At 70.8% G+C, this 24007-nt stretch carries 23 protein-coding genes; 4 read left to right on the top strand and 19 right to left on the bottom strand.

Annotated elements, in window-relative coordinates; genetic code table 11:
- Nucleotides 1–10: 10 nt before the first annotated feature.
- The 5 genes from IE209_RS24785 to IE209_RS24765 form a co-directional block, all read right to left on the bottom strand.
- The gene (locus tag IE209_RS24785; protein WP_189689554.1) at nt 11–2728 is read right to left on the bottom strand and encodes an Hsp70 family protein; all 2718 of its coding nucleotides are present in this window, start codon (nt 2726–2728) and stop codon (nt 11–13) included.
- Between the two features lie 58 nt (nt 2729–2786).
- Entirely contained in the window at nt 2787–3104 is a 318-nt protein-coding gene (locus tag IE209_RS24780) for a helix-turn-helix transcriptional regulator (protein WP_189689553.1), read from the bottom strand.
- Nucleotides 3097–3423, bottom strand: coding sequence for a type II toxin-antitoxin system RelE/ParE family toxin (locus IE209_RS24775; RefSeq protein WP_189689552.1), 327 nt, complete (start codon nt 3421–3423; stop codon nt 3097–3099). The genes IE209_RS24780 and IE209_RS24775 overlap by 8 nt, the downstream gene beginning before the upstream one ends.
- A gap of 75 nt (nt 3424–3498) precedes the next feature.
- A complete protein-coding gene (locus IE209_RS24770) occupies nt 3499–5322 on the bottom strand; it encodes an Hsp70 family protein (RefSeq protein WP_189689551.1) in 1824 nt (607 codons plus the stop codon).
- 43 nt (nt 5323–5365) lie between these two features.
- Nucleotides 5366–5953, bottom strand: a complete 588-nt coding sequence (locus tag IE209_RS24765) for a DUF2760 domain-containing protein (protein ID WP_189689550.1) — start codon at nt 5951–5953, stop codon at nt 5366–5368.
- Nucleotides 5954–6250: 297 nt separating this feature from the next.
- On the opposite strand from IE209_RS24765, the gene IE209_RS24760 reads away from it, so the two are divergent.
- The gene (locus tag IE209_RS24760) at nt 6251–6988 is read left to right on the top strand and encodes a flagellar brake protein (RefSeq protein ID WP_189689549.1); all 738 of its coding nucleotides are present in this window, start codon (nt 6251–6253) and stop codon (nt 6986–6988) included.
- A 12-nt stretch (nt 6989–7000) separates the two neighbouring features.
- Here IE209_RS24760 and IE209_RS24755 read toward each other — a convergent pair whose 3' ends face one another.
- The gene (locus tag IE209_RS24755) at nt 7001–8242 is read right to left on the bottom strand and encodes a serine hydrolase domain-containing protein (RefSeq protein ID WP_189689548.1); all 1242 of its coding nucleotides are present in this window, start codon (nt 8240–8242) and stop codon (nt 7001–7003) included.
- Nucleotides 8243–8373: 131 nt separating this feature from the next.
- Complete coding sequence (locus tag IE209_RS24750) at nt 8374–9153, bottom strand: SDR family oxidoreductase (protein ID WP_229883027.1); 780 nt, start codon at nt 9151–9153, stop codon at nt 8374–8376.
- Between the two features lie 107 nt (nt 9154–9260).
- Between IE209_RS24750 and IE209_RS24745 the strand changes: the two genes are divergently transcribed.
- Nucleotides 9261–10184, top strand: coding sequence for a LysR family transcriptional regulator (locus tag IE209_RS24745; protein ID WP_189689547.1), 924 nt, complete (start codon nt 9261–9263; stop codon nt 10182–10184).
- Between the two features lies 1 nt (nt 10185).
- On the opposite strand, the gene IE209_RS24740 is transcribed toward IE209_RS24745, so the two are convergent.
- From IE209_RS24740 to IE209_RS24685, 12 genes are all read right to left on the bottom strand, one after another.
- On the bottom strand, nt 10186–10824 hold the full coding sequence (locus IE209_RS24740; RefSeq protein WP_189689546.1) for a DUF6134 family protein: 639 nt from the start codon (nt 10822–10824) through the stop codon (nt 10186–10188).
- Entirely contained in the window at nt 10814–11617 is an 804-nt protein-coding gene (locus IE209_RS24735; protein ID WP_229883026.1) for a DUF1295 domain-containing protein, read from the bottom strand. The genes IE209_RS24740 and IE209_RS24735 overlap by 11 nt, the downstream gene beginning before the upstream one ends.
- Nucleotides 11607–12212: a DUF2878 domain-containing protein gene (locus IE209_RS24730; protein WP_229883025.1), complete on the bottom strand. Its 606-nt coding sequence runs from the start codon at nt 12210–12212 to the stop codon at nt 11607–11609. Before IE209_RS24730 ends, IE209_RS24735 begins: the two co-directional genes overlap by 11 nt.
- 5 nt (nt 12213–12217) lie before the next feature.
- Nucleotides 12218–13279, bottom strand: coding sequence for an SAM-dependent methyltransferase (locus IE209_RS24725; protein WP_189689545.1), 1062 nt, complete (start codon nt 13277–13279; stop codon nt 12218–12220).
- A gap of 45 nt (nt 13280–13324) precedes the next feature.
- Nucleotides 13325–14347, bottom strand: a complete 1023-nt coding sequence (locus tag IE209_RS24720) for an NAD(P)/FAD-dependent oxidoreductase (RefSeq protein WP_189689544.1) — start codon at nt 14345–14347, stop codon at nt 13325–13327.
- A 13-nt stretch (nt 14348–14360) separates the two neighbouring features.
- A complete protein-coding gene (fdxA, locus tag IE209_RS24715) occupies nt 14361–14690 on the bottom strand; it encodes a ferredoxin FdxA (protein ID WP_145549499.1) in 330 nt (109 codons plus the stop codon).
- Nucleotides 14691–14816: 126 nt separating this feature from the next.
- Complete coding sequence (locus IE209_RS24710) at nt 14817–16160, bottom strand: sulfate adenylyltransferase subunit 1 (RefSeq protein ID WP_189689543.1); 1344 nt, start codon at nt 16158–16160, stop codon at nt 14817–14819.
- Nucleotides 16160–17122, bottom strand: coding sequence for a sulfate adenylyltransferase subunit CysD (gene cysD, locus IE209_RS24705; protein ID WP_145549497.1), 963 nt, complete (start codon nt 17120–17122; stop codon nt 16160–16162). The genes IE209_RS24710 and cysD overlap by 1 nt, the downstream gene beginning before the upstream one ends.
- A gap of 53 nt (nt 17123–17175) precedes the next feature.
- A complete protein-coding gene (locus tag IE209_RS24700) occupies nt 17176–17799 on the bottom strand; it encodes a phosphoadenosine phosphosulfate reductase domain-containing protein (RefSeq protein WP_189689542.1) in 624 nt (207 codons plus the stop codon).
- 19 nt (nt 17800–17818) lie between these two features.
- Nucleotides 17819–18214, bottom strand: coding sequence for a DUF934 domain-containing protein (locus IE209_RS24695; RefSeq protein WP_189689541.1), 396 nt, complete (start codon nt 18212–18214; stop codon nt 17819–17821).
- 17 nt (nt 18215–18231) lie between these two features.
- Nucleotides 18232–20016, bottom strand: coding sequence for a nitrite/sulfite reductase (locus IE209_RS24690; protein ID WP_189689540.1), 1785 nt, complete (start codon nt 20014–20016; stop codon nt 18232–18234).
- A 163-nt stretch (nt 20017–20179) separates the two neighbouring features.
- Nucleotides 20180–21685 (bottom strand): Ppx/GppA phosphatase family protein, encoded by a 1506-nt coding sequence (locus tag IE209_RS24685; protein ID WP_189689539.1) that lies wholly within the window; start codon nt 21683–21685, stop codon nt 20180–20182.
- Between the two features lie 175 nt (nt 21686–21860).
- Here IE209_RS24685 and pstS point away from each other — a divergent pair, with 175 nt between their 5' ends.
- A complete protein-coding gene (gene pstS / locus IE209_RS24680) occupies nt 21861–22901 on the top strand; it encodes a phosphate ABC transporter substrate-binding protein PstS (protein WP_189689538.1) in 1041 nt (346 codons plus the stop codon).
- Nucleotides 22902–22938: 37 nt separating this feature from the next.
- On the top strand, nt 22939–23979 hold the full coding sequence (pstC, locus tag IE209_RS24675; protein ID WP_373305426.1) for a phosphate ABC transporter permease PstC: 1041 nt from the start codon (nt 22939–22941) through the stop codon (nt 23977–23979).
- Nucleotides 23980–24007 lie beyond the last annotated feature (28 nt).

The raw sequence follows: 24007 nt of genomic DNA, 5'->3' as shown, positions 1-24007 counted from the left end.
CCGGATCGGATCACCCGCGCAGCAGCACCAGTCCGGGTGGCAGGGCCTCGCCGAACACGCGTCGCTGGTCGGCCTCCTCGAGCACCGTCACCGCGCGCACCATGGCGGCCCAGCTGGGTGCTGCATGGGCCGCGTCCAGCTGGTCGGCGATCTGCAGGCGCAAGGCCTCGGGCAGGTCGCGTGCGCGGTCGCCCGTGGCCCGCGCGATCTGGGCCACGGCGAACGCAGCGGCCTCGTGGCGGGCCCAGTCCGGCGCGATGGCGGCAACCCGGACCAGCCAGTCCTGCGCGGTGGCGGGCGGCAGCACATGGTGCAGGCTGGCGTACAGCGGCTGGCGCGCGCCCAGGCGGCCCAGCGCCCACCACAGTTCGGCCGTGGGTCCCTGGGACAGCCGCTGCAGCAGCCAGCCGCCGAAGCGGGCCTTGTCCGCGAGCGCGATGCGTTCGAACGAGGCGGCCATGCGCAGCAGCTCGTCCAGCGCCTGCATGGGCGGGCCCTCGGGCCTGGGCAGCTCGGTGCCGCCCGCCGGCTGCAGGTAATAGGCGATGACCTCGTAGACCATCTGCTGCTGCTCGGCATCGAGACCGCCCGCGATGCGGCGCCACAGCGTCCACCACTCCGACCATTGCTGGCTGTCGTGGCTGTGCGCGATGCCGGGGCCGAACAGTTCCCACATCTGCGCCATGCGCCAGCCATCGAGCGGGTCGCCATAGCCCGGGCGCAGCGTGAAGCCGACCAGGTTGAACCAGCTGCGCTCGTGCTGCAGCGATCGGCGCCGGCGCCTGGCGCCTTGCAGCAGCGCGCCCAACAACGTTCGCAGCAGCGCGGCATGCCAGGTGGCGCGTTCGCCGAGCAGGCGCTCCAGCGTGGCGCGCAGCTGGCGCACTTCCTTGGCGTCCACGCCTTGCTTCTTGTCGCCGTAGACGCGGTCGATGGCGGCCAGGGCCTCGGGCAGGCGCGGGTGCGCGGCCACGGGTGCATCGGCGTCCTGCGCGGCCGCGTCACCGCGCAGCTGGAACGCGAGCTGCCAGCGCTGGCGCGGTGCGTCGGCGGCCACGCAGTGCATCTCCAGCGTGCCCACTTCGGTGATCTGCGCCTCGAGCTGCACCTGCACCTCGCCGGCGGCGCCGGCCCGGGCTTGCAGCACGGTGGCGATCGGCGGCAGGCGCTGGAAACCTTCCTGCAGCGCAACCAGCTCGCCGGCCCGGTGCCGCAGGTCGACGGCGCTGGTGGCGAGGTTGAAGCGCACCGGCCGGCCCAGGCGCAGGCCGAAGCGCCGGCCCGCGAGCCGCACGGCCTCGCCCTCGGGCGTGCCATGGGGCAGCAGGCAGATGCCCTGGCCGTCCTCCAGCGCGAGGTAGTAGGCGCGCGCGGCGCCGCTGCGGATGCGCGGCGCGCTGCCCGCACGGGCCATGGCATAGGCCACGGCCCCGCGCGCGACGGCGGCGTCCAGCCGCGCTGCGTCCAGCAGGCGGATGGGCGTGGCGCCGGCCGGCTGCCAGCTGCGCAGCGTGGCCAGCAGGCGTTCGCGCAGCACCTGCGCATGGAACACGCCGCCGTTGAGCAGCACGGTGTCGGGCAGGGCGCCGCCCTGGCGCTGCAGGAAGGCGGCGATGTGGCGCGTGATGGCCGCATCGCTGGCGTAGGGCAGGCCGAACTCGACCAGCGCGCCGCGGGCGCGCTGCACTTGCGCGTCGGCCGCCACCTGCGGGAAGAAGCCATAGACCAGCAGGCGGTCCACGTCGGCGCGCGACAACAGGGCCGAGCGTGCCCCGCCGATCAGCCGGCTGCCGCTGCCCTGCAGCGTGACCGTGGTCTCCGTCGGCCCATCGGGCGCCAGCAGACGCTCCTTGGCGCTGCGGCAACGCTGCGTGAGCTGGGCCAGCTGGATGGCGCTGAGCCGCACGCCCGGCTGGCCGCCGGACAGCCGCGGCTCGATCCAGCGCGCCAGCGCGAGGTCCATGTTGTCGCCGCCCAGCACCAGGTGGTCGCCCACGCCCGTGCGGGCCAGCTGCGGTCGGCCTTGCGCGTCCAGCGTCACCTCGATCAGCGTGAGGTCGGTGGTGCCGCCGCCCACGTCGACCACGAGCAGGCGGCGCGTGCCGGCCAGCTGCTGCGCCAGGTCGGCACGGTGGGCGTGAACCCAGTCGTAGAACGCGGCCTGGGGCTCTTCGATCAGGTGGACCGGCCCCAGGCCGGCCAGGCGCGCGGCTTGCAGCGTGAGCTCGCGCGCGCCGTCGTCGAATGAGGCAGGCACCGTGAGCACGGTGGGCTGCGCGGCCAGCGGTGCCTCGGGATGGGCCTGGTCCCAGGCCTGGCGCAGGTGGCGCAGGTAGCTCGCGCTGGCCTCGAGCGGCGAGACCTTGGCCACGTCGTCGCTCGCGCCCCAGGGCAGGATGGCGGCCGTGCGGTCCACCGCAGGGTGCGAAAGCCAGCTCTTGGCGCTGGCCACGAGCCGCCCCGGCGTCTGCTGGCCCAGCTCGCGCGCGAAGGCGCCCAGGATGGCCGGCTCGTCCGACGGCCAGGGCAGGGGCAAGTCGGCCGCCGCCAGCGCGCCCTCGGCCGCATGGAAGCGCAGCGAGGGCAGCAGCGGCCGCGGCGCCACCTCGCCAGCCGCGATGCTTTGCGGGATGGGGAAGACCTCGATGCCGTCCGCACCGAGCGGTGCGAACGCCAGCACGGTGTGGGTCGTGCCCAGGTCGATGCCGATGCGGAAGGCGGCGCTCAAGGGGCGCGCCGATCCGTGGGGACCGACCACTGGGGGCCGTGCGCGCAGGTGAACCCTGTCATGCCAGCTTGTGGGGAACGAGCTTCACCTGCAGGTCGCAGCCGACGGCCGCGGCGTACTTCTTCAGCGTGGCCAGCGAGGGCGTGTGCCGTCCAGCCGCCTCGAGCCGGGAGACGGCGCTCTTGGTCGTGCCCATGCGTTCGGCGACCGCATCCTGCGTCAACCCGGCTTTGGCGCGCGCCTTGAGCATCTGGTCGGCCAGCGCATATTCCAGCGCGAGCGCGTCGTAGGCTTCGGTGAAGCCGGGGCGCTGCCGGGCCTCGGCCAGGAACGCGGCGTGGTCGTGGCGAACGGGCTTGTACTTCAGCTCAGCCATGTTGCAACTCCTTGAGGCGCTTGCGCGCGATCTTCAGTTCAGCGTCCGATGTCTGTTGCGACTTCTTGATGAACGCATGCAGGACCACGACGCGCCGGCCCACGAGAAAGCAGTAGAACGCCCGGCCGATGCCCGAGCGTCCACGCGGCCGCAGTTCGAACAGGCCATCGCCGAACGCGCGCGAGTGCGGCAGGCGCAGACTCGGCCCGTGCGCGGCCAGCAGCTCAACGAGCCGGGCGTAGTCGGCCAGCACATCGGCAGGCCAGGCCGTGATCTCCGCCAAGACGCGCCCGTGGAAGTAGCTGATCTCGAACGGCATGCGCGATGTTAGCAAGTTTGTGAACAGCGCAGGTCCGCGCCATGCCAATGCCCATCGCCATGTGCGGGCACGAGGTCAAGCCGTGCCGTCCGCGCGGACGTCGAACTCCACCTTCCAGTGCGCCCCGCCGGCCGCCTCGGCCAGCAGTTCCAGCGTGCCGATCTCGGTCACGCGCGCGCGCAGCTGCACGGGCACGACCTCGCCCACGGCGCGGCCTTCGGCGGGCAGCGTGGCCTCGATGCCCGCCAACTCCTGCAGCTCCTCGGGCGACCAGAAGTCCAGCAGCGTGCCGGGCTGGTCCTCGCGCCGCACCGAGGAGCCGAAGAATCGGAAGCGCACCGATTCGCCGACCACCAGACCCAGCTGCTGCGGCGGCAGCGGGGCTTCCGTGCCTTCCTCCATGCCGAAGGGCGCCACGCACAGCGCCTGCACGGGCGGCTCCAGCCCCGGCACGGCCGGCATGCTCGATTCGATGCCCACGTAGTAGGACTGGGCCGTGCCGCCGCGGATGCGGATGCCCTGGCCGCGCCGCACCTGCCCGTAGTAGGCCGCGCCACGCGCCACCGCATGGTCCATGTCGGCACCCTGCAGCAGCCGCGCGGCGGGCGCGCCGTCGGCCGCCAGCCAGGCGTTCAGGGTGTCCAGCACGCGCGCCACGAGCAGCCCGGACTTGAACACGCCGCCGTTGAACAGCACGGCCGTGGGATGCAGGAAGCGCGCGCCCTCGGGCTGCGCGAAGCCGGGCAGCTGCGCCGTCGCGCCGAGCTGGCGGCCCAGCAGCGCGGCCAGGTGGCGCGTGACGGCCGCGTCCTGGGCATAGGGCAGGCCGATCTGCGTGAGGCCGGCGCGCGGGCGGCTCACGGGGCGTGCATCGCTGGCCACGGCCGGGAAGAAGCCTTCGAGCAGGATGGTGGTGAGCAGTTCGCGCTGCAGTTCGGTCCTGATCGAGCCGCCGATGAGCCTGGAGCCGCGGCTGGGCACGACCAGCGGCACGCTCTGCAGGCTGTCGTCGCTGAGCAGCTGCTCCTTGGCCAGGCGGCAGGCGTAGGTCAGCGCGCGCATCTGCCAGGGGTCCAGCGTCTTGCCCTCGGCCGCCAGGCCGCGCGCCACGCCATGGGCCAGCGCGAGGTCCATGTTGTCGCCGCCCAGCAGGATGTGCTCGCCCACGGCCACGCGGTTGAGCTGCAGGTTGCCGGCCTCTTCGGTCACGGCGATCAGCGAGAAGTCGCTGGTGCCGCCGCCCACGTCGACGACGAGGATGATGTCGCCGACTTGCACCTGCTTGCGCCAGTCGCCCGCGCTGCCGGCGATCCAGCTGTACAGCGCGGCCTGGGGTTCCTCCAGCAGCGTGATGGCATGCATGCCGGCGGCCTGGGCGGCCTCGGCCGTCAGTTCGCGCGCGGCCGGGTCGAACGAGGCCGGAATGGTCACCGTGACGGCCTGCTGGTCGAACGGCGCCTCGGGATGGCGGTGGTTCCAGGCCTCGCGCAGGTGGCGCAGGTAGTGCGTGCTGGCGGCCAGCGGCGAAATGCGCTCGACCTCGGGCGGCGCGTCGGCCGGCAGGATGCCGGCGCGCCGGTCCACGCCGCCATGGCCCAGCCAGCTCTTGGCGCTGGAGACCAGGCGGATCGGCGTCAGCGCGCCGTGGCTGCGCGCCCATTCGCCCGTGATGTGGGCGGGCGCGGCGTTCCAGGGCAGGGCCAGGTCGCCCGCGGCGAACTCGCTCGCGTTCGGCATGTACAGGAAGGACGGCAGCAGCGCGTAGTCCTGTACGGCGCCGGGGCCGCTCTGCTGCGCGATGGGCAGGATCTCGGGCGCTGCGGCCTCGGCCTGCAGGTCGACCCAGGACAGGGCGCTGTGCGTGGTGCCCAGGTCGATGCCGATGGCGTAACGGCTCATTTCGAAACCTCCGCGCTGCGCGCTGCGTTGCGAGCGCCCGCGCTCACAGCTCCACCTCCGCCGGCGCGATCACGCGCGTGTCGTGGCCTTCGGTCAGCGCCGGCAAGCGCACGGCCGTGGCGCGCCAGCCCTTGTGCTGCAGCGTGCCGGTGAACGGCGGCTGGCCGACCACGTTGCCGGTCACGCGCACGGCCGCGGCATCGAAGCCGGCCGCCAGCGTCAGGCGGCTGCCTTCGGCCTCGGTGCGCACGGGTTGCAGGTCGAAGCTGTCCTGCAGCACCTTGCGCGCGCCACCGTGCAGCAGCCGGGCGGCGCCGCCCACGTCGGCGTCGGAATAGGCGGCGATGTCTTCCTGCAGGAAGTCGACGAAGCGCGCTTCGCGCTGCAGCAGGGCCAGCAGCTGCAGGGCCGCGTCGACGTTGGCCGTGGCACGCACCGGGGCCGGCGCGGGCGGAGGAGGCGGCGGCGGGGCCTGCACGGGTGCGGGGGGCGGTACCTCGCTGGCCAGCGGTGCGCCGGCGCGCAGGGCCTGCACGCGGGCTGCCAGCTGGCCGTCGCCCAGCAGCGCGAAGAAGCTGCCGATGGCCAGGGACAGGCGGGAGAAGAAGGGAAGGGCTTGTGGTTCGGTCATGGACAAATGGGGGCGCAACGGGCGGGCGGCCCGGTTCGGGCGCCAGGCCGTGCAGGCCCTATTGTCTTGGATGCGGCGATGGGCGCCGGCGCAGCGGGGCAGTCGGCCCGCCCCCCGCGGGTGTTCTGGCGCAATGCGTGCTGCAGCCGACGGGCGGCGGCGCATGGCCGGCCGCGTCGGCCCGGAGGTGATACAACCGGTCACTTTTGCATTGCCGGCGCCTGCCGCCGCCGCCGTCCCCGCATGATCTGGCCCTCGTTCTTCTCCCGCAACCCCGCCCCGGAGGCCAATCCCGCCTTGCCCCTGATCGCGCCGATCGGCGAGGCGATGGCGCAGACCGCGCTGCAGGTGGACGACGCGCGCCGCGTGCTGGCCGTGTTGCGGGACCTGGCCATGCGGGCCGAGCCGGTCACGCTGTACCCCGACGACGGCGGCGCGCCGCTGTGCGGCCGGCTGGTGCAGGTGGTCGAGCCGGACGGGCGCATCGTGGTCCATCTGCGCGCGCCCCAGCCGCCTGCGGCCGGCCGCGCGCTGGTGGTGGCCGCGCCCGAGGGCCTGCGGCTGCAGTTCCATGCCGATCTGGCCTGGCAGCAACAGGCGGGCGATCTGCTGGCCGGCCGCGCGCCGCTGCCGGCCGGGCTGCTGCAGTTGCAGCGGCGCCGCTTCACGCGGCAGGAAACCCCGCTCGGGCCCGCGCTGCGCGCGGTGTTCCAGGCCAAGGGCAAGCGCCGCGTGCTGACCGTGGACGACCTGTCCATGGGCGGCGTGGGCCTGCGCGGCCCGCTGGCCGAGCACCGCGACCTGGCGGCCGGCCTGCGGCTGGAGCGGGTGCGGCTGGAACTGGGCTCGGTCGTGCTGATGGACCTGCGGTTGGACGTCTGCTCGCGCCGCGCCTACAAATCCTTCCTCGCCGGCGAGCAACTGCACTTCGGCTGCGAGTTCGTCGACCTGGACGAGGCCAGCCAGCAGACCGTGCAGAAGGTCCTGGCGCGCATGGGCCAGGGCTCGGGCGCGTTCCAGGACACGGCGCTGTAGGCGCCACGGGGCTCACGACACCGCGCCGTACACCAGGTTCTTGTAGAGCATCCGCGTGTGGATGCGGTTGGAAGGGCACTGCGCCATCAGCACGCCGGCCAGCCGTTCGCGCGGATCGATCCAGAAGCTCGTGCCCCAGGCGCCTGCCCACATCGCGTCGCCCACGCTGCCGGGCGTCCAGCCCACGCCGTCGTAGAGCCGGACGCCCCAGCCCAGGCCGAAGCCGTAGCCCGGGCCGGTGGTGGCGTTGGGCACGCCGGCCTTGCCGACCAGGTGGTCCGAGAGCATGAACTCGGTGGTCTTGCGCGAGAGGTAGCGCGTGCGCCCGTCGGTGCCGCCATTGAGCACCATCTGCGCGAACTTGAGGTAGTCCGCACCAGTGCCGACCAGGCCGGCGCCGCCCTTGAGGTACTGGCGCGGCGCCGGGTCGCTGTCCTGGCGGTAGGCACGCGTCATGGCGGCCTTGAGCGGGTCGCTGTCCAGCGTTTCGGCCAGGCGGCCGCGCTTGGCGGGCGGCACCCACCAGGCCGTGTCGCTCATGCCCAGCGGGCCCAGCAGCAGCTCCTGCGTCAGCGCGTCGAGGCGCTTGCCCGACACCCTTTCGAGCAGGAGGCCCAGCACGTCGGTGGCGATGGAATAGAACCAAGTGGTGCCGGGCTGGTAGAGCAGCGGGATGGTGCCCAGGCGCTTGAGCATCTCGTCGCCCGAGATGTCGGTCTCCAGCGATTCGATGTTGAGCTCCGCGTACATCTTGCCGATGCGCGCCGACGGGCTGGCCGGGCCGTAGACGAAGCCGGCCGTGTGCATGAGCAGGTCCTGCACGGTGATGGGCCGGGCCAGCGCCACGTCGCCCTGCGGCGTCTCGACCTTGAGGTTCCTGAGTTCGGGCAGCCAGTTGGTCACCGGGTCGTTGATCTTGAGCTGGCCCTGCTCGGCCAGCATCATGGTCGCGACCGAGGTGATGGGCTTGGTCATCGAGGCTAGGCGGAAGATGGCGTCGCGCGGCATCGGCCGGGTCTTGGCGGCGTCCAGGAAACCCACGGCCTCGTGGTGCACGATCTTGCCGTCCTGCGCAACCAGCGAGACCGCGCCGGCGAAAGTGCCGATGCCGACCTGCGCGTTCAGCGCCGGCGCGATGCGGCCCAGCCGGTCGACCGACATCTCGGTGCGTAGCACGGCAGGGGTGCTGGCACAGCCGGCCAGGAACGTGCTGCCCAGGGCGGAAAAGGCGAGCTGGCGTCGCGTGATGCTCATGCAATGTCTCCCGATTCGTTGTTGTAGCGCGCAGATTCTTTCGATCTTTGACTTCAACCGATGAACGGGTAAACCCCCGGACGCAGGGCCCCTGGCCTGCCCAATTGTTTCAATCCGCAATCAGGCGGCCATCACGCGGCGAACCCGCCGTCGATGAGCAGGCTGCCGCCCGTGACCATGCCGGCCTCCGGGCCCACGAGGTAGGCGACCATGCCGGCGATCTCGTCGGGGTGGGCATGGCGGTCCACCGCCATCAGACCGTGCATGCCGGCCGCCATGGGGCCGTCGGCCGGGTTCATGTCGGTGTTGACGGGGCCGGGCTGCACGTTGTTGATGGTGATGCCGCGCGGGCCCAGGTCGCGCGCCAGGCCGCGCGTGAGCCCGACGATGGCGGCCTTGCTCATGGCGTAGACGGCGCCGCCGGCCCAGGGCATGCGCTCGGCGTTGGTGCTGCCGATGTTGACGATGCGCCCGCCTTGGCCCATGTGGCGCGCGGCCGCCTGGACGGCGACGAAGACGGCGCGCACGTTGACGTCCAGGGTGCGGTCCAGGTCTTCCAGGCGGAAGCTGTCCAGCTCGCCCAGCACGGCCACGCCGGCGTTGTTGACGAGGATGTCCAGCCGGCCGAAGTGCGCGGCGGTCCGGTCGATGGCGGCGCGCAGCGCCTCGGCATCGGCGCTGTCGGCCTGGACGGCCAGCGCGCGGCCGCCCGCGGTCTCGATCTCGGCGGCCAGGGCGCGCGCCGCGGCTTCGGAGCCCGCGTAGCTGAAGGCCACGGCCGCGCCGTCGCGCGCCAGGCGGCGCACGATGGCCGCGCCGATGCCGCGGCTGCCGCCGGTGACGAAGGCGGCCTTGCCGGCGAGCATGGGGGTGGAGGGGGTGGAGGGGGTGGAGGGGGTGGATGCAGTCATGTCGGAACTCCTTGGGGTGGTTGGTGCATGGAGTGTCGGGACGATGCGCTGATCGCGGTAGCCACGAATGGGATAGAACAATTTCAACCGTGGGTTGAGAATGAGGCATGCCTTCCCTGAGCCACCTGGACTGCTTCGTCAAATCCGCCGAGCGCGGCAGCTTCTCGGCGGCGGCCCGGCTGCTGGAACTCACGCCGGCGGCGGTCAGCAAGAACATCGCGCGGCTGGAGGCCGAGCTCGGCGTGCGCCTGTTCCAGCGCAGCACGCGCCAGCTGAGCCTGACCGAGGGCGGCGAGCGCCTGCTGGCCCAGGTCGGCGGGCCGCTGGCGGCGCTGGCCGATGCGGTGGGCCACGCCGCCGAGCAGGACCGCCAGCCGGCCGGCACGCTGCGCGTGAGCATGGGCCAGGCCTTCGGCCGCGCCTACCTCGTGCCGCTGCTGGATGAATTCCTGCGGCGCTACCCGGCCGTGGTGCCCGACTGGCGCTTCGAGAACCGCCAGGTCGACCTGATCGGCGAGGGCTTCGACGCCGGCATCGGCAGCGGGCTGGAGCTCAAGCCCGGCATGGTGGCGCGCACGCTGGGCCGAATCCACATCGTGGCGGTGGCGGCGCCGGGCTACCTGGCGGGCCGGCCCGCGCCGCACCATCCGTCCGAACTCGCAGCGCTGGACGGCATCGTGCGCCGCTCCAGCCAGAACGGCCGCATCTACCAGTACACCTTGCGCCGGGCCGATGGCGAGGTGGCGGCCGCCGCGCTGCGCACGCGCGTGGTGTTCGACGATCCCGAGGCCATGTGCCAGGCCGCCTTGCTGGGCCTGGGCGTGGCGCTGCTGCCCATGCCGTTCGCCGTGCCCTGGCTGCAAAGCGGCGCGCTGGTGCGCGTGCTGCCGGGCTGGTCGGCTGAGGCCGGGCCGGTGTCGCTGTACTACCCGGCCAAGAAGCTGCTGCCGGCGCGCACACGCGTGTTCGTGGACTTCGTGCTGGAGCAGTTCCGCGCGCGCGGCTTCGAGCGGCTGGTCGAGGCCATCTGATTCAGCGCAGCCGGTAGCGCAGCTGCCGTCCGCCGGCCACGGTGGAGTCCAGGCCCACCCATTGCCCGTCCGTCGTGTACCAGACGTCCACGGGCTGCTCCGGCCCTTCGATGCGCCAGCGCTCGGCTTCCTGAGGCCTGCCGCGCACCTCGACGGTGCCGCTGTCCATGCGGCGGATGCGCACGGCGTCGTGGCGGCCGGTCTGCACGTTGAGCAGCTGCGTCTGCTGGCGCATGGCCGGGTTCCAGTAGGCATAGCTGAACACGCAGCCAGGCAGCGGCAGGGGCCCCTCCGGGCCCGCCACCTGCAGCGCACCGCCCTCGGTGCGGGCCTGCACGCGGCTGGGCTTGCCGTTGTCGTCGGTGTCGGCTTCCACGGCCGTGAGGCAGCCGCCCTGCCAGCGCTCGCTGGCCTCGTGGCGGTAGCGGTAGACCGTCAGGCCGAGCAGCTTGACGGTGAACGATGCCTCGCTGCGCACGGTGCGCGTCTGCGCCGTTCCGCCGAGCACGAAGCGGTGGGTGCCGATGGGCTTGCCGTCCAGTGCCACCTCGAACTCCTGCGCGCGCGCCCCGGCGCCCAGTGCCGCCAGTCCCAGGCACAGGAATGCGTGCCGCGCAGTGCGAATGCGTTCAGTCGGCATGGTGGCGCACCGGGCCGGGGAAAAAAGCGTTGGTGCGCGCGATGTAGGCACGGTAGGCCGGGCGCCGCTCGCCGATGTCCTTCTCGAGCAGGCGCACGCCGGAAACTTTGAGCAGCAGCACCGTCATCAGCAGCGGCGAGGCGATGCTCCAGGCGCCGGACCGGCCTGCGCCGGACAGCGCGACCAGCCACAAGCCCCACCACACGCAGGCCTCGCCGAAGTAGTTGGGATGCCGGCTATAGCGCCACAGGCCGCGGTCCATCACCTGGCCGCGGTGGGCCGGGTCGGCCTTGAAACGCGCGAGCTGCCAGTCGCCGACGGCTTCGAACACCAGACCGAAGGCGGCCAGTGCCAGGCCCAGCGCATCGAGCAGGCCGAGCGGCCGGCTGGCCTTGGCAGCGGCCAGGAAGGGAGCGGACACCACCCAGGCCAGCACGGCCTGCAGCGCGAACACCAGGTACAGGCTCTTGAAGGCGAAGCCGGGTTCGTTGCGCGCGCGGATCTCCTGGTAACGCCGCTCTTCGCCATGGCCCCAGTTGCGCCAGGTGATGAACAGGCTCAGGCGCAGCGCCCAGAGACTGGCCAGCAACAGCATGGCCAGGCCGCGCAGGCCCGCATCGGGCAGGCGCACGAGGTAAACCCAGCCAGCCCCCACGATGAGCACGGCCCAGACGCGGTCGACCAGACTCACGTCGCGCCGCACCAGGCTGGCGATCCAGGTCAGGCCCGCCAGGCCCAGCGTGAACACCAGGCCTGCGAGCGCGGCCTGCCACAGCGCTGCATCAGCGGCCACGGTCCACCTCCGGCCACGTCACGCCATCGAAGCGCACTGCCAGCCACCCCAACAGCGGCAAGGCCAGCGCCCACAGACAAGCCAGCGTGGCCAGCGCGGGGCCGGGATGGACGAAGTGCGCGCCACCCAGACGCACCCCGGCAGAGAATGCCGCGGGCCCGGCCACGGCGCCCAGGCAGGCGGCAAGCCAGGGACGGCCGCGCAGCCAGCGCAGGTTCACGTTGAGCGCGATCGCGAACAGCCCCCACAGCGCCACCATCCAGTAGGGCGGCCAGTGCGCCAGGGGCTGGCCGGACGGATAGCCCACATGGCCGAGCGCCACGACGACCGTCTCTGCCGCGCCGCCCACCAGGCTGGCCAGCAGCACGAGTTGCAGTTCGCGCCCCGGACGCGGAACCACCCACAGGTGCCAGCCGATGGCGGCCAGTGCGCACAGGGCACCGGCCAGCGGCCGGCCATGCGCGGCGCCCAGCACCACGGCGAACCAGGCCAGCTGGGAGACCGCGAGGTTGGCAATCTGCAGGGAGCGCGTGGGTCCTGGCCCGGGACCGGTGCGCAGCGGGACGGTCGGCAGGCGCATCGCTGGCAGCCCCATGGCTGTCATGGCGCACGCCGCTCGAACAGATAGTGACTGACCCACCACTGCTGGCCCGCGTCGTAGCCGAACAGCTCTTCGACCGCCATGAAGAAGAGCCGCCAGCGCTGCCACCAGACGCCGGCCTGTTCCGCGCCGTAGGTGGAAGCCATGAGCGGCATCAGCGTCTCTTGCGCCGCATCCATGTTCGCCAGCCAGGCGGCAGCCGTGCGCTGGTAGTGGCGACCGTCCCAGCGCCAGCGCTCCAGCAGGCGCAGGTCGTCCTGGCACAGCAGCGCGAGGTCGTCGCTGGGCATCATGCCGCCGGAGAAGAAATGGCGGCTCATCCAGTCGCTCTCGTCGCGCACCTCGAAGGGGTAGGGCGCCTCGCGGTGGGCGAACACGTGCATGAAAAAGCGGCCGCCCGGGGCCAGCCAGCGCGCCACCTGGGAGAAGGCGCGCGGCCAGTTGCGCAGGTGCTCGAACATCTCGACCGAGACCACGCGGTCGAAGCGTTCCGGGGTGTCGAACGCATTGATGTCGCAGGTCAGCACGCGCAGGTTGGACAGGCCGCGCTGGCGTGCTTCGGCCTCGATGTGCTCGCGCTGCGAATGGGAGTTGGACAATGCCGTGATCCAGCTGTTCGGATAGCGCTCGGCCATCCACAGCGAGAGCGAACCCCAGCCGCAGCCCAGTTCCATCACGCGCTGGCCGTCCTGCAGCTGGGCGCGGCTGCAGGTGGCGGTCAGCGCCGCGGTTTCGGCTTCGGCCAGCGTGTGCACTCCGGGCGGCCAGTGGCAGCTGCTGTACTTGCGGTGCGGGCCCAGCACTTCGGCGAAGAAGGCGGCCGGCACCTCGTAGTGCTGCTCGTTGGCCTTCTCGGGCAGCGGCGCCACAGCGGCCTGGCGCATCTGCGCGAGGAAATCCTGCGTCTGCTGCGCTGCCGCTTCGGCATCGCCGGTGCGCAGCTCGGCCAGGCGCTGGCGCAGCAGGTGGCGGATGCCGCTGCGCACGAGGCGGTCCGGCAGGCGGCCCTGTTCGGCCCAGCGCAGGGCCGTGGCGGCGGTGAGGTCGGGGTTGCGGGTCATGCCGCTGGTACGCGGCGGGCCGGCGGGTGGATCACCCGCAGGGAATCAAGCGCGCAGCAGGGCGTGCAGGCGCGTCGAGGTGGTCGTGTACTCGACCACCACCTTGCGGTCGGTGACGAGCCGCTCCGCCGCGTCATAGGCCGCCAGTGTGGCCTCGTGGAAGCCGCACAGGATCAGCTTCTTCTTGCCCGGGTAGTGGTTGATGTCGCCCACCGCGTAGACGCCGGGCAGGCTGGTCGCGCAGTTCGCAGGGTCGACCACGAGCTGCTTGCGCTCCATCGCCAGGCCCCAGTCGGCGATGGCACCGAGCCGGGGCGACAGGCCCTGGCGCACCAGCAGCAGGTCCAGGTTCAGCGGCGTGTCCGGCCCCTCGGCATGGCTCAGCACGAGTTGCGCGAGTGCGCCATCGCCGCCCGTCGCGAAGCCTGTCGGCTGGCCCGTCACGACCTGCACGCGGCCGTTCTCGCGCAGGCGCTGCAAGGTGGCCAGCTGCTGCGGTTCGGCGTCAAAGGCATCGCGCCGGTGCAGCAGCGTCAGCGAAGCCGGTGACGCATCGGCCAACGCGATGGCCGATGCCACGGCTTCCTCGCCGCCGCCGGCGACGACCAGGTGCTTGCCGGCCACGCTGGCCGGCTCGGGGGCGTGGTAGTGCAGGGCGCCGCCCTCGAAGGCGTCGATGCCCTCGATGCGCAGGCGCCGCGGCTGGAAGGCGCCGATGCCGGCCGCAATGAAGAGCGCACGCGCGGTGAACTGTGTGCCCGCGCTGGTGGTCAGCTGCAGGCGCCCATCGGGCAGCGTGGCGAATGCGGTGAGTTCCTGGCCCAGGTGCAGCGTGGGCGCGAACGGCGCCACCTGCTGCTGCAGGGATGCGACAAGCTCGCGCCCCGTGCAGACCGGCACGCCCGGAATGTCGTAGATGGGTTTGTCGGCGTACAGCGCGGCGCACTGGCCGCCCACGTAAGGCAGCACGTCGACGATGTGGGCCCGGATCTCCTGCAGGCCGAGCTGGAAGGCCTGGAACAGACCGGCGGGGCCGGCACCGAGGATGAGCGCGTCGGTCTCGATCACGCGCGCCCAGCCCTCACTTCACCAGTTCGGCGATCTTGTTCGGCTTGTCTTTCCACTCGTCGGCGTCAGGCAGGGGTGCCTTGCGCTTGGTGATGCTCTTCCAGCCGTCGGCCAGCGCCAGTTCGGCATTGAGCTTGATGAAGGCCAGCTGGTCCGCGGGCAGGTCTTCCTCGGCGAAGATGGCGTTGGCCGGGCACTCGGGGATGCAGACCGCGCAGTCGATGCACTCGTCCGGGTCGATCACCAGCATGTTCGGGCCTTCGCGGAAGCAGTCCACGGGGCACACATCGACGCAGTCGGTGTATTTGCAGCGGATACAGTTTTCGGAGACGACGTGGGTCATGGTGTTGGTGGGTGCGGGCGGGCAGGGCCGCTGGGGAAAACCCGCGATTTTAGGGACATTTGCGCCGCACCCCGTGCGCGGCCCTGCGGCCGGCATGGGTGAGGTGGGCAGACAGCCGGTGCGCGCTCAGCGCACCAGCACGGCGGCAGCGGTCTTGTGCGAAGCCTGGTCGACCAGCACCAGGGCGCCCAGTGTGCGCGACTGGCGGTAGGGCAGCGTGGCGATGCTGTCCTGCAGCACCAGCTCGACCTCGCCGATGGCGTTGGCTTCGAGCTCGGCGGCGTCCTGTTCGGCCAGCGTGTGGATGTCCAGCTTGTGCACGATGCGGCGCACCTTGGCCTTGACCCAGCGGTGGCCGTGCAGCGCCCAGTAGGCGCGGCCCGGCACCAGCGGCTCGTCGTCCATCCAGGCGATGGTGGCGGACAGCTCGCGCGCGCCCTGCAGCGCCGTGCCGTCATCGGCCTGCGCCAGCAGCCAGTCACCGCGCGAGACGTCGACCTCGCGGTCCAGCACGATGCCGGCGCTGTGGCCGGCGGCCACGTCGCCCTCCTGCCGCACATGGCTCAGCACACGGGCGATGGTGGCGCTTTGGCCGCTCGGCAGCACGCGCACGCGCTGGCCGACCGTGGCCTGGCCTGTGGCCACGCGGCCCCAGAACACGCGGCGGCCCTGGCTGGTGTCCGACGAGGACGAGAACTTCTCGACCCATTGCACCGGGAAAGCCAGTGGCAGGCCGGTTTCGGAGGGCGTGTTCGACAGGCCTTCGAGGATGCGCAGCAGGCTGGGCCCGTGGTAGCCGCACCAGTGGGCGCCATCCGGCGCGGAGGGCGCCGGATCGACCACGTTCCAGCCCTTGAGTGCCGAGACGGGCACGATGGCCTCGACCGCGATGCCGGCCTCCGCCGCGAAGCCGCGCAGCGCGGCCTCGATGCGGGTGTAGGCCAGCTTGGGGTCGGCCACGGCGTCGAGCTTGTTCACGGCGAAGACGATGGCCGGCACGCGCAGCAGCTGCACCAGCAGCGCATGGCGGCGCGTCTGCGCCAGCAGCGGGAAGCTCGCGTCCTGCCAGGCCAGCTTGGTGGCATCGACCAGCAGCACGGCCGCATCGGCGCTGGAGGCGGCCGTGACCATGTTGCGCGTGTACTGCTCGTGGCCCGGCGTGTCGCCGATGATGAACTTGCGCCGCGTGGTCGAGAAGTAGCGGTAGGCCACGTCGATCGTGATGCCTTGCTCGCGCTCGGCCGACAGGCCGTCGGTCAGCAGCGCGAGGTCGGTCTCGCGGCCGTCCTGGCCCTGGCGCTGCACGCCGGCCAGCTGGTCGGAGAGAACGGCCTTGCTGTCCACCAGCAGGCGGCCGATCAGCGTGCTCTTGCCGTCGTCGACGGAGCCGCAGGTGATGAATTTCAGCGCGGCCGTCGGGGCGGCGTCGTTGGCGGCGGTCGTCACGGGATGTTCCAGGGTCGCAGTCATCAGAAGTAACCGTCCTTCTTGCGCTTTTCCATCGAGGCTTCGGAGGTCTTGTCGTCCATGCGCGTGGCGCCGCGCTCGCTGACGTCGGACAGCAGCGTCTCCACGACGATCTCGTCCGGCGTGCTGGCCAGGCTCTCCACGGGACAAGTGCAGGTGATGTCGCCCACGGTGCGGAAACGCACCTGGCGCCGCTCGGCCACTTCGCCCTCTTTCAACGGCGTGAGTTCGGTCACGGGCACCAGGAGGCCGCGGCGCTCCACCACCGTGCGCTCGTGGCTGTAGTACAGCGAGGGCAGGGCGATGTTCTCGCGGGCGATGTACTGCCAGACGTCGCGTTCGGTCCAGTTGGAGATCGGGAACACGCGGAAGTGCTCGCCGCTTTGCAGCCGGGTGTTGAACAGCGTCCACAGTTCGGGGCGCTGGGCCTTGGGCTGCCATTGGCCGAAGCTGTCGCGGTGCGAGAAGATGCGCTCCTTGGCGCGGGCCTTCTCCTCGTCGCGGCGGGCGCCGCCGATCAACGCGTCGAAGCGGAATTCCTCGATCGCTTCGAGCAGCGTGACCGATTGGTGCACGTTGCGCGATTCGCCCGGGTGGGCCAGGCGCACGGTGCCGCGCTTCATCGAGTCTTCCACGCTGCGCACGATGAGTTCGGCGCCCAGCTCCTTGGCGCGCAAGTCGCGGAAGTCGGTGACTTCATGGAAGTTGTGGCCCGTGTCGATCATGAGCAAGGGGTAGGGGATGCGGCCCGTGCCGAAGGCCTTTTCGGCGCACTTGAGCAGCACCAGCGAGTCCTTGCCGCCCGAGAACAGCAGAGCGGGGCGCTCGAACGCAGCCGCCACCTCGCGCAGCACGAAGATGGCTTCTTCTTCGAGTGCGTCGAGCTGGGCGTCGGCCAGCGGCGCGTGGGCGACCGGCGGCTGCAGCAGGTCGGGACGTTCTTCGAGTTGGGTGCGGGCGTTCATGTCGGGTCGGTTTCTCGGTGCGCCAGGAGGGGCCTGATGGGTGCAGGCGGGCTTCAGTGGCTCAGGTGCAGGCCGCATTCGCGGTTGTCTTCACCCTTGGTGGGGTCCACATAGTCGAAGTTGTTGGGCAGGTCGTGGGCCTGGCAGTAGTCGTGCAGTTCCTTGGACGACCAGTGCAGCAGGGGCGCGACCTTGATCAGGCCGTCCGGGTTGATGCTCACCGGCTCCATCTGGGCGCGCACGGCGGTGTCGGTCGCGCGCAGGGCCGTGAACCAGACCTTGGGCGCCATCTCGCGCAGCGCGCGCGTGAAGGGCTCCAGCTTCACCTCCTCGGTGAAGGCGGGGTGCCGCGGGTCGTCCAGCGCCGGTGTGGCGCCCTCGACGGCTTCGCGGTGCGCGCGCGAGCGGCGCGGCAGGTAGACGTGCAGGTTCAGCTTCAGGCGCTGGGTGACTTCGTCGACGAAGCGGTAGGTGGCCTCGGTGTTGTAGCCGTTGTCCATCCAGACCACCGGCACATCCGGCTTCGCTTGTGTCACGAGGTGCAGGATGACCGCCTCGAACGGGCGGAAGTTGGTGGTGACGATGGCCGGCTGGCGCAGGCCCAGGGCCCAATCCACCAGCGCAGGCGCGTTGCGGCCGAGTTCGGCGTTGATGCGGGCAAGGTCGAGGGTCGACATGGCAGTTTCCTAAAAGCGCTCAGGCAACTGCCGCGTCGGCATCGGCGAAGTGCGGCGCCGGGTGCGCCGCGTCGCCCTGGTAGAAGCCCTTGAAGCGGTCGAACTGGCGCTGGGCGGCGTCGGCCTTCAGGCCCTGGCGCAGCACGGCCGTCGTGAAACCCGAGCGGGCCATCTGCACGAGCTGGTCGATCAGCACGTCGCCGGTGGCGCGGATCTCGCCCGCGAAGCCCAGCCGGCGGCGCAGCAGGTAGGCCTGGCTGTAGGCGCGGCCGTCGGTGAACTTGGGGAAGTTGAGGTCGATGCGCCGCACGCCGGCCAGCGACACGCTGCGCGGATCGACGGTGTTGTCCAGCACCAGCACGCCGGCTTCGCCTTCGGCCGGGGCCTGGTGGTCTTCGAATGTCAGGATGTTCATCGTGGGGCTCTGCGGGTTCAGGCGGGCTGGGCTTCGGGCTTGCGCGCGGTGCTCACGCGGGCGGCGTTGGCCGCCGCCTTGAACGGGTCGTGGCCGACGCGGCGCAGCGTGGAAATGAAGGTCTCGCCGCTGGTGCGCTCGCGACGGTAGGTGTCCAGCAGCGCCTCGATGACTTCGGGCACTTCGGCCGCCGCGAACGAGGGGCCGACCACCTTGCCGGCGGCGGGCGCGCCCGACAGCTGCGAGCCGTCCGAACCGGCCAGCGTCACCTGGTACCACTCCTGGCCGTCCTTGTCCACGCCCAGGATGCCGATGTGGCCGGTGTGGTGGTGGCCGCAGGAGTTGATGCAGCCGCTCATGTGCAGGTCGATCTCGCCCAGGTCGTGCAGCTCGTCCATGTCCTGGTAGCGCGCCGTGATGGCGTGCGCGATCGGCAGCGAGCGGGCGTTGGCCAGCGCGCAGAAGTCGCCGCCCGGGCAGGCGATCATGTCGGTCAGCAGGCGCACGTTGGACTTGGCCAGGCCCAGCTTGCGGGCTTCCTGCCAGAGCAGCGGCAGTTCCTCGGCGCGCACCCACGGCAGCACCAGGTTCTGGTCGTGCGTGACGCGCGCTTCGCCGGCGCTGTAGCGGTCGGCCAGTTCGGCCGCACGGTCGAGCTGGTCGGCCGTGGCGTCGCCGGGCGCGAAGCCCAGGCGCTTGAACGACAGCGTGACGATGCGCAGCGCGGGGTCCTTGTGCGGGGCCACGTTGCGCGCGAGCCAGCGCGTGTAATCCACGTCGTTCTGGGCATCGATCTGCGCGGCGGCGCGCAGCGCGGTATCGACATCGGCGGCTGCGGGGCGGGCCGGGGCCTGGAACGAGGCCGACACACGGTCCAGCTCGGCCTGCGTGATGGTGTGGGCCGCGCCGTCATGCGCCATGATCTCGGCGTATTCCTGCTCGACCTCGTCGATGTAGCGCTGGCCTTCGGCCTTCACGAGGATCTTGATGCGTGCCTTGTAGATGTTGTCGCGCCGGCCCCAGCGGTTGTAGACGCGGACCACGGCTTCCAGGTAGTTGATGATCTGGTTCCACGGCAGGAACTCGCGGATCACCGTGCCCACGACCGGCGTGCGGCCCATGCCGCCGCCCACCAGCACGCGAAAGCCCACCTCGCCGGCGGTGTTGCGCACCACGTGCAGGCCCACGTCGTGCCAGAAGGTGGCGGCGCGGTCTTCGCTCGCGCCCGTGATGGCGATCTTGAACTTGCGCGGCAGGAACGCGAACTCGGGGTGCAGCGTGCTCCAGTGGCGCAGGATCTCGGCGAACGGGCGCGGGTCGGCGATCTCGTCCACGGCGATGCCGGCACGCTCGTCGCTCGTGATGTTGCGGATGCAGTTGCCGCTGGTCTGGATGCCGTGCATGTTGACGCTGGCCAGCAGGTCCATCACGTCGGCGCTCTTGTCCAGCGGGATCCAGTTGTATTGCACGTTCTGGCGCGTCGTGAAGTGCGCGACCTTGTCGGGCAGGCTGGACAGGTCGGACAGGCCGGCGTTGGCCTTGGCCAGGTCGTGCGCGCCGCGGTCGTCGTACTCGCGGGCGATCCGGGCCAGCACGCGCAGCTGGGCCGAGTTGAGCTCGCCGTAAGGCACCGCGATGCGCAGCATGGGGGCGAAGCGCTGCACGTACCAGCCGTTCTGCAGGCGCAGCGGACGGAATTCGTCTTCCGCCAGCTCGCCCTTCTGCCAGCGCTCGAGCTGGTCACGGTACTGGGCAGCGCGCAACTGGACGAACTCGCGGTCGAAATCTGTGTATTGGTACATCGTGGTGCTTGAGAAGGCTGTGGCCGCGCGGGGCCGGCGGGGTTCAAGACTCAGTGAAAACCCGCGTACTCTAAGGACTGCGCCCTTAGATCCAAACTACTTATTTGTTCTGGCGCTATGTGTGCTTGGTTATAAGCAAAGCGCCTGGCACGGCTAAAGGCCGTTAAAAGCCGCTGAGGGCCAGCGGCCAAGGGGTCTTGGACCAGGCCTGGGCTTCCTCGCGCAGCAGGTGCGCGGATTGCGGAAAGGCCTCGACCCAGCCGGCGCGGCAGCTCAGCGTGCGCGTGGCCTGGCGGCCCTTGCCGCAGGTCAGCCGCAGGCCCTGGATGTCGGGGTCGCGGCGGGCGTGGCACAGGATCACGGCCAGGCGCAGCGCCAGCAACTGCTGGGCCAGCGCCGGGTCGGCCAGGTCGGCGTCCAGCTTCTTGAGCTTGCCGCGGTGGCCCAGCACCAGCTGGCTGAGCCGGTGCAGCTCGGGCATGGCGAAGCCCGGCGCGTCGGCGTTGTCCAGCACGTAGGCGCCGTGGCGGTGGTAGCTGCTGTGCGAGATCAGGAACCCGATCTCGTGCAACTGCGCGGCCCAGGACAGCTTGCGCTGCATGCGGTCGATTTCCTCGGCCGGATGCTCGCCGCCGGCCTGCAACTGGGCGAAGAAGGCGTTGGCCACGGCGCCGACGCGCTCGGCCTGGGCCTGGTCGGTGTCGAACTTGCGCGCGAGCCGGCGCACCGAGGCCGAGCGCACGTCGCTGTCGGCACCGTCGCGCTCCATGAGGTCGTACAGCACGCCGTGGCGCAGCGCGCCGTCGGCCGCGTGCATCTCGCTGATGCCCAGCAGGTCGAAGATGGCCAGCAGCACCGACAGGCCGCCGCCGATCACGAGCTTGCGGTCGTCCTTCATGCCCTCGACCTGCAGCTTCTCGACCGTGCGCGCCTTGAGCAGGCGCTCGCGCAGCCATTCCAGGCCAACGCGCGGGATCAGCCCGGGCGGGCCGCCGGCCGCGGCCAGCATGTCGGCCACGGCGCCCACCGTGCCCGAGGCGCCGTAGGCCTGGTCCCAGTGGCCGGCACCGTAGGCGGCCAGGGCCTCGTCCAGCACGGCCTCGGCCGCGATCTGGGCCATGCGGAAGGCGTCGGCCGTGAATTCGCCCTTGGGAAAGTAGCGCATGGACCAGGCCACGCTGCCCACGCGGAAGGATTCCATGACCCGGGCCTCGAAGCCCTGGCCCAGGATCATCTCGGTCGAGCGCCCGCCGATGTCCACCACCAGGCGGCGCTCCTCGGACTGCGGCAGCAGGCGCGAAACGCCCTGGTAGATCAGCCGGGCCTCTTCACGGCCCGGGATCACGTCGATCGGGAAACCCAGGACGGCATGGCCGCGGCGCAGGAACTCGTCGCGGTTGCGCGCCTCGCGCAGCGTCTGCGTGGCGACGGCACGCACCTGGTGCTTCTGGAAGCCGGCCAAGCGTTCGGCGAAACGGGCCAGGCAGTCCAGGCCCCGCTGCATCGCGTCTTCGCTCAGATTGCGGGCCTCGTCCAGGCCGCTGCCCTGGCGCACCACCTCCTTGAGGTACTCGGTGCGGCGGATCTGGCCATGGTCGAGCCGGCCGATCTCGAGCCGAAAGCTGTTGGAGCCCAGGTCCAGGGCAGCGAGAAGGGTTCCGTTCTGCATGGCTGGGGCGGGATGCTAGCACCGATGCTGCAGTGCAACGCCGCACGCCGTTGCAAAAGTTTGCATACCGTTTTGGTGTCATGTTGCTGTCACACAAGCTTCTTAAATTCACGGCCATCGAGGGTGGCAATCCCGCTGCCCGGTCACCAACCGCAAGCACTCGACAGAGGTTTTCATGCAATCGACGATCCGCTTCTCCACCATCGGCCTGCTGGGCCTGGCCATCTCGGGCTTCGCCAGCGCCCAGGACGTGACCGGCGCCGGTGCGAGCTTCCCGGCCCCGCTGTACGCCAAGTGGGCCGCCGACTACAACAAGGCCACCGGCACCAAGATCAACTACCAGTCCGTCGGTTCCGGCGCCGGCCTCAAGCAGATCGAAGCCAAGACCGTGGACTTCGGCGCTTCCGACGCGCCCCTGAAGGACGCTGATCTGGAAGCCAAGGGCCTGCTGCAGTTCCCCACCGTGATCGGTGGCGTGATCCCCGTGGTCAACATCCAGGGCATCAAGGCCGGCGAGCTGAAGCTTTCGGGCCAGGTCCTGGGCGACATCTACCTGGGCAAGATCACCAAGTGGAACGACCCCGCCATCGTGGCGCTGAACAGCGGCGTCAAGCTGCCCGATGCCGCGATCGCCCCGGTGCGCCGCGCCGATGGTTCGGGCACGAGCTTCCTGTTCACGAACTACCTGTCCAAGGTCAACGCCGAGTGGAAGGACAAGGTCGGTGAAGGCACGGCCGTGAACTGGCCCACGGGCGCCGGCGGCAAGGGCAACGAGGGCGTGGCCGCCTTCGTCGGCCGCCTGCCCAACTCGATCGGCTACGTCGAGTACGCCTACGTCAAGCAGAACAAGATGACCTACGCCCTGCTGCAGAACGCAGCGGGCAAGTTCCCGCAGCCCGACGACTCCGCCTTCAAGGCCGCCGCCGCCGGCGCCCAGTGGGACAAGAGCTTCTACCAGATCCTGACGAACCAGAACGGCGACGGCGCCTGGCCCATCACCGGTGCGACCTTCATCCTGATGCACAAGAAGCAGGACAAGCCCGCGGTGGCCGCCTCGGCCCTGAAGTTCTTCTCGTGGGCCTACAAGGAGGGCGACAAGACCTCCGAAGACCTGGACTACGTGCCGATGCCCGCTGCCGTCAAGGGCGTGATCCAGAAGTCCTGGGAGAAGGTCGTCGACGCTTCCGGCAAGCCGGTCGCGCAGGCTGCCAACTGATCTCGCCCTGACCTGACCTGACCCGTCGAGCCCAGCCGTGTCTTCTACACTTCCAGCGAACGGCGCCCCCTTCGATCTGTCCGGCAAGGCTGCCGGCAAGGGTGGCGAACGCGCGATGACAACACCTCCACCCAAGAAGGCGCGCAGCGGCGCCCTGGCCGACAAGCTGTTCGGCATGGCCGCCAAGGGTGCCGCCTGGCTCACGCTGCTGCTGCTGATCGGCATCCTGCTGTCCCTGATCCAGGGCGCCTGGCCGGCGATCTCCAAGTACGGTCTGTCGTTCCTGACCAGCACGACCTGGGACCCGGTGCAGGAAGAGTTCGGCGGTCTGGTCATGGTCTACGGCACGCTGATGACCTCCATCATCGCGCTGGTCATCGCGGTGCCGGTCAGCTTCGGCATCGCGCTGTTCCTGACGGAACTGTCGCCGGCCTGGCTCAAGCGCCCGCTGGGCACGGCCATCGAGCTGCTGGCGGCGGTGCCCTCCATCGTCTACGGCATGTGGGGCCTGCTGGTGTTCGGCCCTATCCTGTCGACCTACGTGCAGCAGCCGCTGCAAAGTCTGCTCTCCGGCGTGCCCTACCTGGGCGCGCTGGTCTCCGGCCCCCCGGTGGGCATCGGCATCCTGTCGGCCGGCATCATCCTGGCCATCATGATCATTCCGTTCATCGCCTCGGTGATGCGCGACGTGTTCGAAGTCACGCCGCCGCTGCTCAAGGAATCGGCCTACGGCCTGGGGGCGACCACCTGGGAAGTGATGTCCAAGGTCGTGCTGCCCTACACCAAGGCCGGCGTCATCGGCGGCATCATGCTGGGCCTGGGCCGCGCACTGGGCGAGACCATGGCCGTGACCTTCGTGATCGGCAACATGAACCAGCTCGATTCGCTGAGCCTGTTCCAGGCCGCCAACTCCATCACCTCGGCCCTGGCCAACGAGTTCGCCGAAGCCGGCGCCGGCCTGCACCAGGCTGCGCTGATGTACCTCGGCCTGGTCCTCTTCTTCATCACCTTCGTCGTGCTGTCCTGCTCCAAGCTGCTGCTGGCACGCCTGCGCAAGAGCGAAGGAGCCAAGTCGTGAGCGCTACCCCTACTACCACGAGCCAGGC

Source organism: Pseudorhodoferax aquiterrae, from assembly GCF_014652235.1.
In the GTDB taxonomy this organism is placed as follows: Bacteria; Pseudomonadota; Gammaproteobacteria; order Burkholderiales; family Burkholderiaceae_C; genus Pseudorhodoferax; species Pseudorhodoferax aquiterrae.
Note: the sequence above shows the minus strand (reverse complement) of the source record. Positions and strands in the feature narration are given on the sequence as shown.

Excerpts from the sequence above, each read along its gene's own strand:
- IE209_RS24780 (WP_189689553.1), bottom strand. The coding sequence starts at position 3,104 with ATGGCTGAGCTGAAGTACAAGCCCGTTCGCCACGACCACGCCGCGTTC.
- IE209_RS24775 (WP_189689552.1), bottom strand. The coding sequence starts at position 3,423 with ATGCCGTTCGAGATCAGCTACTTCCACGGGCGCGTCTTGGCGGAGATC.
- IE209_RS24770 (WP_189689551.1), bottom strand. The coding sequence starts at position 5,322 with ATGAGCCGTTACGCCATCGGCATCGACCTGGGCACCACGCACAGCGCC.
- IE209_RS24765 (WP_189689550.1), bottom strand. The coding sequence starts at position 5,953 with ATGACCGAACCACAAGCCCTTCCCTTCTTCTCCCGCCTGTCCCTGGCC.
- IE209_RS24755 (WP_189689548.1), bottom strand. The coding sequence starts at position 8,242 with ATGAGCATCACGCGACGCCAGCTCGCCTTTTCCGCCCTGGGCAGCACG.
- IE209_RS24750 (WP_229883027.1), bottom strand. The coding sequence starts at position 9,153 with ATGACTGCATCCACCCCCTCCACCCCCTCCACCCCCTCCACCCCCATG.
- IE209_RS24745 (WP_189689547.1), top strand. The coding sequence starts at position 9,261 with ATGCCTTCCCTGAGCCACCTGGACTGCTTCGTCAAATCCGCCGAGCGC.
- IE209_RS24740 (WP_189689546.1), bottom strand. The coding sequence starts at position 10,824 with ATGCCGACTGAACGCATTCGCACTGCGCGGCACGCATTCCTGTGCCTG.
- IE209_RS24730 (WP_229883025.1), bottom strand. The coding sequence starts at position 12,212 with ATGGGGCTGCCAGCGATGCGCCTGCCGACCGTCCCGCTGCGCACCGGT.
- IE209_RS24725 (WP_189689545.1), bottom strand. The coding sequence starts at position 13,279 with ATGACCCGCAACCCCGACCTCACCGCCGCCACGGCCCTGCGCTGGGCC.
- fdxA (WP_145549499.1), bottom strand. The coding sequence starts at position 14,690 with ATGACCCACGTCGTCTCCGAAAACTGTATCCGCTGCAAATACACCGAC.
- IE209_RS24710 (WP_189689543.1), bottom strand. The coding sequence starts at position 16,160 with ATGACTGCGACCCTGGAACATCCCGTGACGACCGCCGCCAACGACGCC.
- cysD (WP_145549497.1), bottom strand. The coding sequence starts at position 17,122 with ATGAACGCCCGCACCCAACTCGAAGAACGTCCCGACCTGCTGCAGCCG.
- IE209_RS24700 (WP_189689542.1), bottom strand. The coding sequence starts at position 17,799 with ATGTCGACCCTCGACCTTGCCCGCATCAACGCCGAACTCGGCCGCAAC.
- IE209_RS24695 (WP_189689541.1), bottom strand. The coding sequence starts at position 18,214 with ATGAACATCCTGACATTCGAAGACCACCAGGCCCCGGCCGAAGGCGAA.
- IE209_RS24690 (WP_189689540.1), bottom strand. The coding sequence starts at position 20,016 with ATGTACCAATACACAGATTTCGACCGCGAGTTCGTCCAGTTGCGCGCT.
- IE209_RS24685 (WP_189689539.1), bottom strand. The coding sequence starts at position 21,685 with ATGCAGAACGGAACCCTTCTCGCTGCCCTGGACCTGGGCTCCAACAGC.
- pstS (WP_189689538.1), top strand. The coding sequence starts at position 21,861 with ATGCAATCGACGATCCGCTTCTCCACCATCGGCCTGCTGGGCCTGGCC.